The organism is Vibrio sp. L3-7, from assembly GCF_963898195.1.
Lineage (GTDB): Bacteria > Pseudomonadota > Gammaproteobacteria > Enterobacterales > Vibrionaceae > Vibrio > Vibrio echinoideorum.
In genome coordinates this window covers 39,494-54,531 of sequence record NZ_CAWQUW010000066.1, presented here as the reverse complement: position 1 = coordinate 54,531, position 15,038 = coordinate 39,494, and the positions used below count along the sequence as shown (strand labels likewise).

Genomic DNA, 15,038 nt, shown 5'->3' with positions numbered 1-15,038 from the left:
ATGTTGGGAAATAGACTCATTGACTTAAACAATGCATCCGGACGCGGGATGGAGCAGTTTGGTAGCTCGTCGGGCTCATAACCCGAAGGTCGTCGGTTCAAATCCGGCTCCCGCAACCACATTACAGTTACACGTTGGTCACTGCCTTGCAGTAAGCTCTTAGCTTCTTAGCAGACAGGATTAACGGTTAACTAATGCGATACTAGCTCAGTTGGTAGAGCGCAACCTTGCCAAGGTTGAGGTCATCGGTTCGAACCCGATGTATCGCTCCAGCTTTCTTCTTAAAAAGTTATTAAGATTCTTTAAGCCACCGTGTTCTTCTTTAGATCACAGAGTTTAAAGGCGACCTTAAAGGTCACGCTCTTTCTTTAATGCTGCGAAGCATAATCCCCCCAAAAAGCAAATAATCCTCCATCATGGTGGATATTTTTTTGTCTTAAATTTTTCTTAGCAACTGGAATGCTAGTAAACATCAGGTCTCTGAAGCAGATACTTGAGGTTTTTCACATCTATAAACAGACTTATCCACAATAAGTCGGATGTGGATAACTTGGTTGATAAAGTTATTTCAGGCTTAATTCTTTACATATCTCTAAAAGATCTTTCTTGTTTTCAATATATTAGCTGAATTGAGGCGATCGTAACTTGTTGTTTTTTATCAAGTTGACTACTCATCTTGAATTTGACAAAAGATCGTTAACTTATTGTTTTTTGATCTTAATCATTTATCGCTACTGTGTTTAACTTTGTGAGGGTGTCGGAAGTTTACGAGAGATCTGAATTTTTTCCACATTGTTAAAATTGAGAACAAGGTCAAACATTGTTCTAAAATTATGTGCAACGAGTTGTCTTAAATCTTGGACTGTTGGCGTCCGTTAGTCCGCCAATCGTTGGTACCTAAAGGCTAGGCGTCTCTCGGTAGTCCTTTTTCCACGATACGGATAAGTCTGTGCTTTTTGGTGGAGACTTTATTCTTGCCTTCTTGGATGTTACTGGCATTCGGCAACTGCTGTAGTTGTTTTTCCAAAGCCCACTCAATATGCACATCCAACATGTCGTTTTTGCCTTGATGAGATTCCAGTGTTTCAACAATGCGTTGTTGAAATGGCGCATTGCCCATAGCAACAAAGATATTGCGCAACCACTGGGTGTGGCCGATGCGTCTTATTGCTGAGCCTTCCATTTTCTTCAGGAAGGTTGCTTCGTCCCAACTTGAAAGTGAAACCAGATCGGCTTCTTGAAAATCTTCTCTGCGATGAAAGTCTTTTTGCTCTGTGAGTTCGGCATGGCGATTCCACGGGCAAACTAACTGGCAGTCATCACAACCGTAGATACGGTTACCAATTGCGTCTCTATACTCTTCAGGTATGACGCCATCGTATTCAATGGTTAAGTACGAAATACATTTTCGAGCATCGACTACGCCATCAGCAATAATGGCACCCGTTGGGCAAGAAGTGATACATGCGGTACATTTCCCGCACTCATCGATACTTGGCGTATCTACTGGGAGAGGGATGTTAACGAGCAGTTCTCCTAGGAAGAACCAAGACCCCGCGTCTTTATCTAAAATTAGCGAATGCTTCCCTGTCCATCCAAGCCCTGCTTTTTGAGCAAGCGGCCTTTCTAAAATAGGCGCTGAATCCACGAAAGGACGCGAGTCTAAACCTTCGACTTCTTTCTCAATTCTTTGTCCCAGCTTTTTCAACTGGTTACGGAACAATTTGTGATAATCGCGGCCTAAAGAATAACGGCTGATATAGCCTTGAGTGGTATCGCTTAGGTTAGAGGCAAACTGAGCTTCTGGTGGTAGGTAGTTCATTCGGGCGCTGATCACTCGAATGGTGCCAGGATGAAGCTCATTAGGGCGAGCTCGCATCATGCCATGTCGAGCCATCCAATCCATTTCGCCGTGATTGCCAGCATCTAGCCATGCTTGAAGAGGGGCTTCGTGTTCACTTAAATCGACATCACAGATGCCAACTTTTTGAAAGCCTAACTCTTTCCCCCAGATTTTAATTTTTTCAGCAAGATGGTCTAGATTCATGGCTTCATTCTTAATTCTTATTTTCTCTGTTTTACAATTAGAGATAAGGCTAATTAAAATTAGGTTCGGCAAAAATGGGGGCGGATCTTAACGGATCTTAGTGGTATTGACCAGAACAGACGTGTTTTGAGCAGTATTTTTCATAGAACTTACACTTGAGTGCTTGTCTCCCAAAAGCATCACGGTTTACTATTCTTGTTCTTTTGATTTTTATATAGTCAACGATCGATTTTTAGAGAACGTATTCATGAGCACGAAACAATTTACTTTGAAAGATGAACAAGCAACGATTCAATTAGGAACGGAGCTTTCTAATCTTTGCTCACAGCAGACGACTATTTATCTGCATGGTGATCTTGGCGCAGGCAAAACGACGTTCAGTCGTGGCTTTGTAAAAGCACTTGGCCATCAAGGAAATGTAAAGAGCCCAACGTATACTCTAGTTGAACCTTATCAACTTGCAGATTGGCAGGTGTATCACTTTGATCTTTATCGCCTAGCCGACCCTGAAGAGTTAGAGTTCATGGGAATTCGTGATTACTTTACTCCGGACGCTATCTGTTTGGTTGAATGGCCTGAAAAAGGTTATGGGATGCTACCAGAAGCGGATTTGGACATTGATATTCGTTACCAAGACGATCACCGTATTGTTTCTTTAACCGCTAATAGTGAATACGGACAGCGCTTACTCAGTCAGTTGGAGTTATGTTGATTTCTAGACGCCTTTTTTCAACAGTAGCAATGGTAGCTACTGTTTTCTCTTTATTGTTTTCTTCACTTGTTTCTGCGAACTCACTGAAAGGGTTGAGGGTTTGGCCTTCACCTGAAGAAACTCGTGTGGTTATCGATCTTAAATCCGAAGCCGACTTTAGCTATTTCACTTTGAGTAGCCCGAGTCGCTTAGTTGTCGATTTGAAACATACCGGCCTTGCGACCCAGTTACCTGTTGTGGTGAAGGATAGCCCTGTTCTGACGAAAGTTCGTAAGAGCTCTCCACCGGACAAAAATACTTTTCGCTTAGTTTTCGAGTTAAAGAAATCCTCTAAAGCCGATTTGTTTAAACTCAACCCAACACCGGGAGGTCAGTACGGTCATCGTCTGGTGATTGACTTCCCTCATGGTGCGGCAAGCAAAGGAACATCGACGCCGAGCAAGCCAACGGTAAGTAAGAACATTAACCAAGTTAAGCGCCAGCGAGATGTTCTTATTGTGATTGACCCTGGTCATGGTGGTGAAGACCCAGGCTCTATTGGTCCTTCTCGTAAATATGAGAAGAATGCGACTCTGAGTATCTCTCGCAAGCTTGCTGCACAGTTGAATGCCGTTCCGGGTATCAAGACACGCTTAACGCGTAATGCCGACTACTTTGTAAACCTTAACCGACGTGTTGCGATCGCTCGTGAAAATGAGGCGCACTTGTTTATCTCTATTCACGCCGATGCCTTTACAACGCCTCAACCAAGAGGTGGTTCGGTATTTGTGTTGAATACTCGACGAGCGAATACTGAGATTTCTCGCTGGATTGAGAATAAAGAGAAACAATCAGAATTGCTGGGTGGTAGCGGTGCGGCTTTCACTGGCAATACTGATGATAAGAACGTAAACCAAACGCTGCTTGATCTGCAGTTTAGCCACTCTCAAAAAGAGGGCTATAAACTGGCAACGACCATTTTATCTGAAATGGGCAAGGTCGCTAAGCTGCATAACAGCAAGCCGATTAACACCAGTTTGGCCGTATTACGTTCACCACAGATACCATCGGTATTAGTAGAGACTGGCTTTATCTCGAACCCGACTGAAGAAAAGCTTCTTTTCCAACGTTCGCATCAAGATAAGCTTGCTCGTGCTGTGACTAAAGCGGTTGTTAAGTATTTGAAAGCGAACCCACCAGAAGGGATTATTCTTTCAAACGCGACAGTGCCGTCTAACTCTACTGGTCAGCATAAAGTGAAGCGTGGTGAATCGTTGTCTGTGATTGCTAAGAAGTATGGGACATCCACACAAGCGCTAGTGAAGTTAAATGGCTTGAAGTCGACGAGCTTAGCAATAGGTCAAACTTTGAAGGTTCCAAGTTCAGGTTCGCAAACCTCGACCACAACAAACCGTAAAACGGTGACGCATGTGGTTAAGTCAGGCGAGTACCTTGGAGGCATCGCTAAAAAATATGATGTTACGGTTGCTGCGATTAAACGAGAGAATAATCTACGCAGTGATACGCTTAGAGTCGGGCAGAAGCTCCGAGTCACCCACGATGTCAAAGCATTGCCTTTGCGAAAGCACAAAGTCGCAAGAGGTGATTATCTTGGCAAGATTGCCTCTAAGTACGGTGTGAGTGTTGATTCTATCCGTAAAGCAAATAATCTACGATCTGATGGCCTAGCTGTCGGGCAGGTGTTGATTATTCCGCACAAGTAATCTTTTTAACGAAGACATGTTTCCATTAATGGCAGTAAGGTAACTATACATATGACGATCAAAATACTGCCAGCTCGGTTAGCGAACCAAATCGCAGCAGGTGAAGTGGTAGAAAGACCCGCTTCTGTTGTGAAAGAGTTGGTTGAGAACAGTTTGGATTCAGGTGCCACACGTATCGATATCGATATCGAGAAAGGTGGCGCCAAGATGATTCGTGTTCGTGACAACGGTAAGGGCATCGTTAAAGATGAACTTGCTTTGGCATTAAGCCGTCATGCGACCTCTAAGATTCATACACTGGATGACCTCGAGGCGATCGTCAGCCTTGGTTTTCGTGGTGAGGCGTTGGCGAGTATCAGCTCTGTTGCGCGCTTAACCATGACTTCACGCCCTGCCACTCAAGATCAAGCTTGGGCAGCACACAGTGAAGGCCGTGACATGCAGGTAAAACTGCAGCCTGCTGCGCATCCCATTGGTACTTCGGTCGAGGTGTTGGATCTGTTCTTCAATACGCCAGCACGCCGCAAGTTCTTACGCACCGAGAAAACCGAATTCACGCATATCGATGAGCTGCTTAAACGCATCGCATTGAGTCGCTTTGATGTGACGATTAACCTTCGTCATAACGGCAAAATGATTCGTCAGTACCGCGCGGCTAAAACAGACGTTCAAGCAGAAAAACGCATCGCTGCGGTATGTGGCAATCCTTTTGTTCGTCATATGCTTAAGATCGAACTTGAGCATCAAGGCCTAAAACTTCATGGCTGGATCACCACGCCAGAAGGAGCAAGACAACAAAGCGATCTGCAATACTGCTATGTGAATGGTCGTATGATGCGTGACAAGCTGATCAATCATGCGATTCGTCAAAGCTATGAGACTAGCCTGCGTCCAGACCAATTCGCAACTTATGTACTGTTTATTGAATTAGACCCGCATCAGGTGGATGTGAATGTTCACCCTGCAAAACATGAAGTGCGTTTCCACCAAGCTCGCCTTGTGCATGATTTCATTTATCAGGCATTGAGTGATGGACTCGCTCAAAGCAAACAGATTAATGCGGTACCAATCAAGCAGTCTGCGTTTCATCAATCAGAAGCAACGAATTATCAGCAAGATAATGCAATTCCTGAATCTAGTGATGCGACGAGTTACCCTACGCAAGAAAGCGCTGTCCCTGCTTATTCAGATCAAAACCCAGCATTTGATCAAAGCCCTCCATCTGAAAGGGCGCGACATGCTATTGATCAAACGCCTTCATACCCAAGAAAGGCTGAGTCTGAACAAGCGAATGATCAGCCTCAATACGGCGTTAATGATGGTGGACAACACTATAGCTCAACAGCCAACCGAGGTTCATCGTCTAGCAGAGGTTCGTCATCTAATCAAGGCTCGTCACCTAGCCGAGGTTCTTCATCTAACATAGGCTCGTCTGCTCGCGACACCAGTTTTACGGGTTCTCCTCGCCAAGAGTGGATCGAGTCTCGACCTGAACCTAAAAAAGAGAAAGAGCCACATCAGCATCATGGTGACCCCGCACCCTCTAAGCGAGAAGTGAAAGCCTACAAAGAGCTTCTGAAAACGCCAGATTTTGATGATCAAGTTGTAGCTCCATCATCTCCTCAAGAGCATGTGGCACCAGTAGGAACCAGAGAAAATAGAGAAAATATAGAAGCTAAGCCCGCTCAACAGAATCCTGTTCATTCAAAGCCAAGAGCACCTGTGACGGACTTAGGCAAAGCCGTCTCGGTAGTGGAACGCCAATATTTGGTAATGGGAAACAAAAACGGCAGCGTATTGCTGTCTCTAGCCAAAGCAGAATTGCTACGTGTGATTGGCCAACTTGATACTCGAGAAGGGGCGTTAAAAAGCCAACCGCTATTGGTGCCTTTATCAATTAAGCTTGGTAGTGAACTTGTCGAGGTTGCTAAGGCGTTGAGCCAAACACTGGCGTTATTGGGGATTGAGCTTAAGGCGCGAAACAGTGAAGCGGTAATGGTGATGGGCGTGCCTTCTCCTTTGAGGCAGCAAAACTTACAAATTTTGATCCCAGATCTGTTATCTTACGCGGCTTCATTAAACGCTCAGATTGTCGATAATCACGCAGATACTGTTTTTAACGATATGTTGCCATCATTGGTCAACTGGATCGGGATTCAAACGGCACAAGTAAAAAGCGACTACACTTTATCTGAAGCGGTTCAACTAGTTGGGGAACTTGAACAGCTTTGGCATGGTCTACTTCCATTAGATGATCCAGAGTTTGTCAATCCTATCGACTTTTCAGCGACCATAGCCGCGTTTACGGTTTAACTTTTTCGCGATGGCATTTGTCTTTTTAGCTGAATACGTCGCGACACAAAGCCCTTTTTTATAAAGCGCTCTAACAGAGAAACAAATACAAAATATCATGACTGAAAAATTACCTTTAGCGTTGTTTTTAATGGGCCCTACGGCATCAGGAAAAACAGATTTAGCTATCCGCTTACGCCAGAAATACCCAGTAGAAATCATCAGTGTGGATTCGGCATTGATCTACAAAGACATGGATATTGGCACCGCTAAACCAGACGCGGAAGAGCTCGCGCTCGCGCCTCATCGCTTGATTGATATTCTGGATCCAAGCGAAGCGTATTCTGCGGCAGATTTTCGTCGTGATGCGATCAATGAAATGAATAAGATTGTAGCGGAAGGCAAAATCCCGCTACTTGTTGGTGGCACAATGCTGTACTACAAGGCATTGCTGGAAGGTTTATCGCCACTACCCGCGGCAGATAAAGAGATTCGTCAGCAGATTGAAGCAGAATCTATCGAACAAGGTTGGCAGGCTCTGCATGATCAATTAAGAGAGATAGATCCCGTATCCGCTGAAAGAATACACCCAAATGATCCACAAAGGCTTTCAAGGGCATTGGAAGTTTATCGAATTTCGGGTAAAACATTAACTGAGCTAACTCAAACGAAAGGCGATAGCCTGCCATTTCGTGTAAAACAATTTGCTATAGCTCCCAAGGAAAGGACTGAACTCCATCGCCGTATTGAACTACGTTTCGAGAAGATGATTGAGGCGGGTTTTGAAGAGGAAATGAAGGCGTTACACGCCAGAGAAGATCTTCACCCGGAGCTACCATCGATCCGATGCGTCGGCTATAGGCAGATGTGGGATTATTTAGACGGGAATTGTGATTTGGACGAAGCGGTTTTCCGTGGTGTCTGTGCAACTCGTCAGTTGGCCAAGCGACAAATCACCTGGTTGCGCAGTTGGGATGATTTAACTTGGTTAGATAGCGAAAACATTGATCAAGCGTTAGAAACTCTTTCAGATGCAATAGCATCTGATTAGTATTGCTGTGTATAATGTGATCGTTTTTGCGTGAATATACTCTGGAAAGGATCCGTTATTGAGGCTTTTAAAAAATCACAGCCTTTCAATAACAACGGAGTTTTTTTATTCATTTAGCTCAGAGGCAAAGGCCGCACCTTTTTGTGCACCGCTAGCTAAATAATTACAACAAAATACAAATAAGGAAAATAAAATGGCTAAGGGGCAATCGCTACAAGACCCATTCCTGAATGCACTCCGTCGTGAGCGCATTCCAGTCTCTATCTATCTTGTGAACGGCATCAAGCTGCAAGGTCAGATCGAGTCTTTCGATCAATTCGTGATCTTATTGAAGAACACGGTAAACCAAATGGTTTACAAGCATGCGATTTCTACTGTGGTTCCTGCTCGTGCAGTTAGTCACCACAGCGGCGAGCAACAACGTGCGCCATCTGATCGTCCAGAGAAGACTGAAGATTAATCGTTCAACAAATACAGCACACGCTGTAATAAGGAGTTGGTTGCTTGTTTGACCGTTATGAATCCGGCGAGCGAGCCGTACTTGTTCATATCAACTTCACGCAAGAGGGAGAATGGGAAGACCTAAGCGAATGTGAAATGCTGGTCTCCTCAGCAGGGGTAGAAACGCTACAAGTGATTACTGGTAGCCGCCAATCCCCGCTCCCTAAATACTACGTTGGAGAAGGTAAAGCCCAAGAAATCGCTCAAGCCGTTCAGCTGACTGGGGCTGAAATCGTGGTGTTTAACCACTCTCTCTCTCCTGCCCAAGAGCGAAATCTCGAACAGTTGTGTAAATGTCGTGTGATTGATCGCACGGGTTTGATCTTAGATATCTTTGCACAGCGTGCACGAACTCACGAAGGTAAGCTACAAGTTGAGCTCGCTCAGCTTCGTCATATCTCTACTCGACTGATTCGTGGTTGGACTCACCTTGAAAGGCAGAAAGGTGGTATTGGTCTTCGTGGTCCAGGTGAAACTCAACTGGAAACCGATCGCCGTTTGTTGCGTGACCGTATAAAGGCAATACTGCGTCGTTTAGCGAAAGTGGCTAAGCAACGTGAACAAGGACGACGTGCTCGAAATCGAGCTGAAATCCCAACTATTTCTTTGGTTGGCTATACCAACGCAGGGAAATCAACACTTTTCAATCGCATTACCAGTGCGGGTGTTTATGCTGCAGACCAACTGTTTGCAACCCTAGACCCAACACTACGTAAGATTGATTTGGCAGATGTAGGGCCTGCAATTCTCGCAGACACCGTAGGTTTTATCCGTCATCTACCACACGATTTGGTCGCTGCATTTAAGGCAACGTTACAAGAGACGCAAGAAGCTGACATTTTGTTACATGTTGTTGATGCCAGTGATGACCGCTTTCGTGAGAATATTCAGGCTGTTCATGATGTATTAGAAGAAATCGATGCTCATGAAGTGCCAACCCTTGTAGTCATGAATAAAATTGACTGCATGGAAGACCAAAAACCTCGAATTGAAAGAGACGAAGAGGGCGCTCCACGCGCTGTTTGGGTTTCTGCAATGGAAGGAGTAGGTATTGAACTGTTGTTTGAAGCTTTAACCGAGCGTTTAGCAAGTCAAATGGTTCAATTCCGTTTGTGTATTCCACATCAACATCAAGGCCGTGTTCGTAGTTTATTTTTCCAGATGAAATGTATTCAACAGGAAGAGTATGATGAAAATGGTAACTTGTTGATAGATATCCGAATGCAACAAATAGATTGGTCTAAACTTGAAAAAAGAGAAGGGGCGCTCTTAGGTGACTTTATCGTTACCAAAGAGACTGCTACAGTATAACGTCATATCAAATGATGGAGCTTTCTAATGGCGTGGAATGAGCCTGGAAATAACAACAACGGCGATAATAACGGCCGCGATAACGACCCTTGGGGTAAGAATAATAATCGCGGCGGCCGAGATCAAGGACCGCCAGACTTAGACGAAGTGTTTAGTAAACTAAGTCAAAAGTTAGGTGGCAAGTTTGGTAAAAAAGGTGGCAACGGTAAAGGGCCATCTATTGGTGGTGGCGGTGCGATTGGCTTTGGTGTCATTGCTGTCATTGCGATTGCTATCTGGTTCTTCGCTGGTTTCTACACCGTTGGCGAAGCAGAAAGAGCCGTTGTACTTCGACTGGGTCAATTCGACCGTATCGAAGAACCTGGCCTTAACTGGCACCCACGCTTCATCGATGAAATCAAAGATGAGCAACTGGTTAACGTTCAAGCGATTCGTTCTCTACGTGCTTCTGGCACGATGCTAACGAAAGATGAAAACGTTGTGACCGTTGAAATGGGTGTTCAATACCGTGTTTCTGACCCGTACAAGTACTTGTATCGTGTAACGGACGCGGACGACAGTTTACGCCAAGCAACCGATTCTGCGCTTCGTGCGGTAATTGGTGACTCACTAATGGATAGTATCCTAACAAGTGGTCGTCAGCAGATTCGTCAAAGCACTCAAGAAGAGCTGAATCGTATTATTGATAGCTACGATATGGGTATTCTTATTGTTGACGTGAACTTCCAATCAGCGCGTCCACCTGAGCAAGTGAAAGATGCATTTGATGATGCTATCGCAGCTCGTGAGGATGAAGAGCGTTTCGAACGTGAAGCTGAAGCTTACCGTAATGATATTATTCCAAAAGCAACAGGTCGAGCTGAGCGTTTGAAGAAAGAAGCGGTGGGTTATTCTGAGCGTATTGTTAATGGTGCTTTGGGTCAGGTTGCTCAATTCGAGAAACTTTTACCTGAATACCAAGCTGCTCCTGAAGTAACACGTAACCGTATGTACCTAGATACAATGGAAAAAGTGTACTCAAGCACATCTAAAGTTCTGATTGATTCAGAATCAAGTGGTAACTTGTTGTACCTACCAATTGATAAGCTAGGCGCTCAAGGTGGAGACCAATCGGGTAAACGCTCGACAAAAGCTCCATCAACTTACGATCAAATTGAGTTAGAAACTCAAGCGGATCCAAAGTCTAGCTCTACAACTCGTTCAGACAGTTCACGTCAAGGGAGATACTAATAATGCGTAAGTTAATGATCCCTGTTTTAGTTGTGACGATTGCCCTTCTATTGATGTCACTATTTGTGATTCAAGAAGGCGAACGTGGCATGGTAATTCGTTTTGGTCGAGTTCTCGATGACAACGGCGTATCACGAATCTATGAACCAGGCCTACACTTTAAGATGCCGTTGTTTGATCGCGTTAAAGTACTTGATGCGCGTATTCAAACGATGGATGGTCGTTCAGACCGTTTCGTAACATCAGAGAAAAAAGACGTTCTAATTGATACTTACGCAAAATGGCGTATTGCTGATTTTGGACGTTTTTATCTGAGTACGGGTGGCGGCAATATCTTGACGGCAGAAGCACTTCTTGAGCGTAAAGTGACAGATGTTCTTCGTTCTGAAATCGGTTCTCGCGAGATCAAGCAAATCGTTTCAGGCCCGCGTAACAAAGACGTACTACCTGATAGTGTTGATAGCGAAGAAGTAACAACTGAAGCCGCTAAAGAAGCACTAGAGATTGATGGTGAACGAGATAAAGTTATGGCGAACGTTTTGTCTGGAACGGCAGAAAGTGCGATGGCTGATTTGGGTGTTGAAGTTGTTGATTTCCGAATGAAGAAGATTAACCTTCCTGACGAAATCAGTGAATCTATCTACCGCCGTATGCGTGCAGAGCGTGAATCGGTTGCTCGTAGACACCGTTCTCAAGGTCGTGAGAAAGCAGAAGTTATCCGTGCTCAAGCTGAGCTAGAAGTAGCGACTGTTCTTGCTGAAGCTGACCGTACTGCTCGAGTGACTCGTGGTGATGCTGATGCAGAAGCGGCGAAGATCTACTCTGATGTGTACAGCAAAGATCCTGAGTTCTATGGCTTTATGCGTTCACTGCAAGCTTATGAGACATCATTTAGCGATAAGAGCGATATTCTAGTATTGGATCCGAAGACAGACTTCTTCCGATACATGAATCAATCAAGCGGTGTACCAGCAGCAAAATAAGCTAATTTGTTATTCAAAAGCTGACTCAAGTTTAGATAACAAAGTACGTTAAAAATCAAAAGGCTCCCTGATGGGAGCCTTTTTGTTTTCTGTTGGTTTATTTTGGTCGCTTCACTTTTTATCAGCCTATCTTGTTAGCTGATTAGCTGATTAGCTGATTAGTTGATTAGTTGATCAGCTGACTAGTTTGCTTGGTGCTTCGGTTGATTAACCATGTTGTTACCCCCGAGGACCTATACTGCTGTTACCGATTATCTACGTTGCTGCTGCCGATCGCCTATGCTGCTGTTAACGATGACTTGCGATGCCTTTACATGACAGGTGGCCCCTTGAGCGTTAGGCTCATGCGTGAGTCACAACCGGTATAGTGAGTCGCAATCGGTATAGTGAGTCGCAATCGGTATAGTGAGTGCGTAAACCTCTTACTTGTACCGGTAAGGTTTAGGAAATAATGAGTAGGTTTCTAGAAGGAAGGTTAGCCGTGGGTCATGAAAGCGATAACCGCTCCAGCAACAACAAGACAGCCGCCAATACGGCGCAGTTGAGAGTCTGGTTGTTGGCTTAGCTGGGCAACCATGTTTCTCCAACCGTTTGGTGCAATCAAGGGACCAAGCCCCTCTACGATAAGAACAAGCCCAATTGCGAGCCAAATTGAATGAGACATGACACTGCCCTATATTTATAAAAATACAATGATATCAGTATCTTTACGGTTCCGCCCTGAGTTCTCACTGATTTGTTTTTGAACAGCCTTGTCGATTATGAACAAAAAGTGACTGCAAGAAGTGTGATTCGGTGCTAGAATCCATTTTTAATTAGCAACAGAAATTGGAAAGATGGGAAATAACGTAGTTGTTCTAGGCACCCAATGGGGTGACGAAGGTAAAGGTAAAATCGTTGACCTTTTAACTGAAGATGCAAAATACGTGGTTCGCTACCAAGGCGGTCACAATGCAGGTCATACACTTGTAATTGACGGTGAAAAAACCGTTCTTCACTTAATTCCATCAGGTATCCTACGCGATAACGTTAAATGTGTTATCGGTAACGGTGTAGTATTATCACCTGACGCACTTCTTAAAGAAATGAAACCTCTTGAAGATCGCGGTATTCCAGTACGTGAACGTCTTTTCATCTCTGAAGCTTGTCCTCTAATTCTTCCGTACCATATTGCTATCGACAACGCGCGTGAAATCGCTCGTGGCGCTAAAGCTATCGGTACAACGGGTCGTGGTATCGGTCCAGCTTACGAAGATAAAGTTGCTCGTCGCGGTCTACGCGTTGGCGATCTTTTCGATAAAGAAGCATTTGCTGAGAAGCTAAAAGAAGTTATGGAATTCCACAACTTCCAACTAGAGCATTTCTACAAAGCTGAAACAGTAAGCTACGAAGAAGTACTTGAGCAAGCGATGAGCTACGCAGACATGTTAACTGCGATGGTTATCGACGTAACTGACGAACTAGACGCAGCACGTAAGCGCGGCGACAAGATCATGTTCGAAGGTGCTCAAGGTACGCTACTAGATATCGACCACGGTACTTACCCATACGTAACGTCTTCTAACACGACTGCTGGTGGTGTTGCTGCAGGTTCTGGTTTCGGTCCTCGTCACATCGGTTACATCCTTGGTATTACTAAGGCTTACTGTACTCGTGTTGGTTCAGGTCCATTCCCAACTGAGCTTTACGATGGCCTTGATAAGCAAGACCCAGTTGGTAAGCACCTAGGCGATGTTGGCCACGAATTTGGCGCAACAACTGGTCGTCTACGTCGTACTGGTTGGTTCGATGCCGTTGCTATGCGTCGTGCAATCCAAATCAACTCTCTATCTGGTATCTGTCTAACTAAACTAGACGTTCTAGATGGCCTAGAAGAACTGAAAATCTGTACTGGTTACAAGATGAAAGATGGTTCTATCCTAGAAGTTTCTCCAATGGCTGCTGAGTCATTCGAAGAAGCAACGCCAATCTACGAAACAATGCCTGGTTGGTCTGAAAACACATTTGGTGCTAAATCTATCGACGCGCTTCCACAAGCTGCTCTAGATTACATCAAGCGTATCGAAGACCTAACTGGCGTTCCAATTGATATCGTATCAACTGGCCCAGATCGTAACGAAACTATCATCAAGGTTCACCCATACGGCGCATAATGCCCGCTGAGTGATTACCAGGCACTAGCCGTGCTGTGGTAATTAAAGTGCTCTGATAATGAAATAGTTTTCTAAAAGCCGACTTTATTAAGTCGGCTTTTTAATGCCTGCAATATAGAGCTTAAGCTTTGGGTGATGATCTTTTAAACGTCATCAGGCAAAATATTGCCCATTAGCGGCAAGTTTTGTCTAAAGCCGTCAAGGTTGTTGCCGATACAGATATCATGGAAAGTGAAGTTCACCCTATTTTTGACGTCTACCTCGGTAGCCAATAAGAAATAGATAACTTTAGCGACAGATAATTGAGTGCAGGTATGAAGCTACGAATTGTGGCAGCTTCATTGATAATGGCGCTGAGCTCACCCTTGAGTCATGCAAATTTGGCTGAAGTGGGAGACCCAGTTCCAATATATACAGAAGCTGAGCTGATTAAGTTAATTGAAAATAATCAACATCTTGAGCGTGTAAAGGCGGATAAGTGCCAGCTAGTGGAAGATATCGTTGCGCGTGCAACGCGTATTAGCTTGCCTTCTTATGAGTTTTTATACGGTGATATGTTGGCGTGGGGTGTATGTGTTCCACAAGATGTAGAGCTTGGTCTTTACTATATGGAAAACGCAGCGCATCAAGGTCTACCCGCTGCATTAGAGCAGTTAGGTCGTTATTACTCCCGAGGCACTTTGGTTCAACAAGACAAAGAGCGCGCGATTCCGTATTTACGTGAAGCGGCGTCTATGGGAAATCTAAGTGCGAGTATTCACTTAGCTGAGTTGTTGTTGCGAGATTACGGTAGCCCGCTAGATTATGAAGATGCTTATCGCTGGTTGTATAATTCGGTGACGGCTGACCAAAGACAGCATAAACGTATCACTGTGCTTAGAAGTGGTTTAGAACAGAGAATGCCAGACAACATTATCGCGCGAGCAAAACGTCGAGATGTGTTCTGGTAAGATCGATTATTGAATCAGAGTTGATGATTAATGACTGCACTCGTTAATGATTGACCCACATTAAAAAGGCCTCGTAGGTAAATACCTATGAGGCCTTTTTTGATC

Annotated in this window: 12 protein-coding genes and 2 tRNA genes; 12 read left to right on the top strand and 2 right to left on the bottom strand. The window is 44.5% G+C overall.

Annotated features, from left to right (window positions below; genetic code table 11):
• The first annotated feature begins 42 nt into the window (after positions 1-42).
• Both AACW75_RS23255 and AACW75_RS23250 read left to right on the top strand, forming a co-directional pair.
• A tRNA-Met gene (locus AACW75_RS23255) sits at positions 43-119 on the top strand.
• A gap of 77 nt (positions 120-196) precedes the next feature.
• Positions 197-272 (top strand) — tRNA-Gly (locus tag AACW75_RS23250).
• A 632-nt stretch (positions 273-904) separates the two neighbouring features.
• Here the strand turns inward: AACW75_RS23250 and queG are convergent.
• On the bottom strand, positions 905-2,047 hold the full coding sequence (gene queG, locus AACW75_RS23245) for a tRNA epoxyqueuosine(34) reductase QueG (protein WP_145572181.1): 1,143 nt from the start codon (positions 2,045-2,047) through the stop codon (positions 905-907).
• Positions 2,048-2,294: 247 nt separating this feature from the next.
• On the opposite strand from queG, the gene tsaE reads away from it, so the two are divergent.
• The 8 genes from tsaE to hflC all read left to right on the top strand — a co-directional run bounded on the left by tsaE (position 2,295) and on the right by hflC (position 11,830).
• Positions 2,295-2,759, top strand: coding sequence for a tRNA (adenosine(37)-N6)-threonylcarbamoyltransferase complex ATPase subunit type 1 TsaE (gene tsaE, locus AACW75_RS23240; protein WP_004735870.1), 465 nt, complete (start codon positions 2,295-2,297; stop codon positions 2,757-2,759).
• Positions 2,753-4,462 carry a LysM peptidoglycan-binding domain-containing protein gene (locus tag AACW75_RS23235; protein WP_017073488.1) on the top strand — a complete coding sequence of 570 codons (1,710 nt, stop codon included), beginning with the start codon at positions 2,753-2,755 and terminating at the stop codon, positions 4,460-4,462. The genes tsaE and AACW75_RS23235 overlap by 7 nt, the downstream gene beginning before the upstream one ends.
• Before the next feature lie 51 nt (positions 4,463-4,513).
• Positions 4,514-6,775, top strand: coding sequence for a DNA mismatch repair endonuclease MutL (mutL, locus tag AACW75_RS23230; RefSeq protein ID WP_145572180.1), 2,262 nt, complete (start codon positions 4,514-4,516; stop codon positions 6,773-6,775).
• Positions 6,776-6,872: 97 nt separating this feature from the next.
• Positions 6,873-7,805, top strand: a complete 933-nt coding sequence (miaA, locus tag AACW75_RS23225) for a tRNA (adenosine(37)-N6)-dimethylallyltransferase MiaA (protein ID WP_017073486.1) — start codon at positions 6,873-6,875, stop codon at positions 7,803-7,805.
• Positions 7,806-7,998: 193 nt separating this feature from the next.
• Positions 7,999-8,265, top strand: coding sequence for an RNA chaperone Hfq (gene hfq, locus AACW75_RS23220; RefSeq protein ID WP_004735866.1), 267 nt, complete (start codon positions 7,999-8,001; stop codon positions 8,263-8,265).
• A 44-nt stretch (positions 8,266-8,309) separates the two neighbouring features.
• The gene (gene hflX / locus AACW75_RS23215) at positions 8,310-9,617 is read left to right on the top strand and encodes a ribosome rescue GTPase HflX (RefSeq protein ID WP_017073485.1); all 1,308 of its coding nucleotides are present in this window, start codon (positions 8,310-8,312) and stop codon (positions 9,615-9,617) included.
• A 27-nt stretch (positions 9,618-9,644) separates the two neighbouring features.
• On the top strand, positions 9,645-10,847 hold the full coding sequence (gene hflK, locus AACW75_RS23210) for an FtsH protease activity modulator HflK (RefSeq protein ID WP_017073484.1): 1,203 nt from the start codon (positions 9,645-9,647) through the stop codon (positions 10,845-10,847).
• 2 nt (positions 10,848-10,849) lie between these two features.
• Complete coding sequence (gene hflC, locus AACW75_RS23205; RefSeq protein ID WP_017073483.1) at positions 10,850-11,830, top strand: protease modulator HflC; 981 nt, start codon at positions 10,850-10,852, stop codon at positions 11,828-11,830.
• A 475-nt stretch (positions 11,831-12,305) separates the two neighbouring features.
• Here the strand turns inward: hflC and AACW75_RS23200 are convergent, their stop codons facing one another.
• On the bottom strand, positions 12,306-12,494 hold the full coding sequence (locus tag AACW75_RS23200; RefSeq protein ID WP_017073482.1) for a DUF2065 domain-containing protein: 189 nt from the start codon (positions 12,492-12,494) through the stop codon (positions 12,306-12,308).
• A gap of 172 nt (positions 12,495-12,666) precedes the next feature.
• Between AACW75_RS23200 and AACW75_RS23195 the strand changes: the two genes are divergently transcribed.
• Positions 12,667-13,983, top strand: a complete 1,317-nt coding sequence (locus tag AACW75_RS23195) for an adenylosuccinate synthase (protein WP_017073481.1) — start codon at positions 12,667-12,669, stop codon at positions 13,981-13,983.
• A 314-nt stretch (positions 13,984-14,297) separates the two neighbouring features.
• A complete protein-coding gene (motX, locus tag AACW75_RS23190; RefSeq protein ID WP_135459053.1) occupies positions 14,298-14,933 on the top strand; it encodes a flagellar protein MotX in 636 nt (211 codons plus the stop codon).
• Positions 14,934-15,038: the final 105 nt, after the last annotated feature.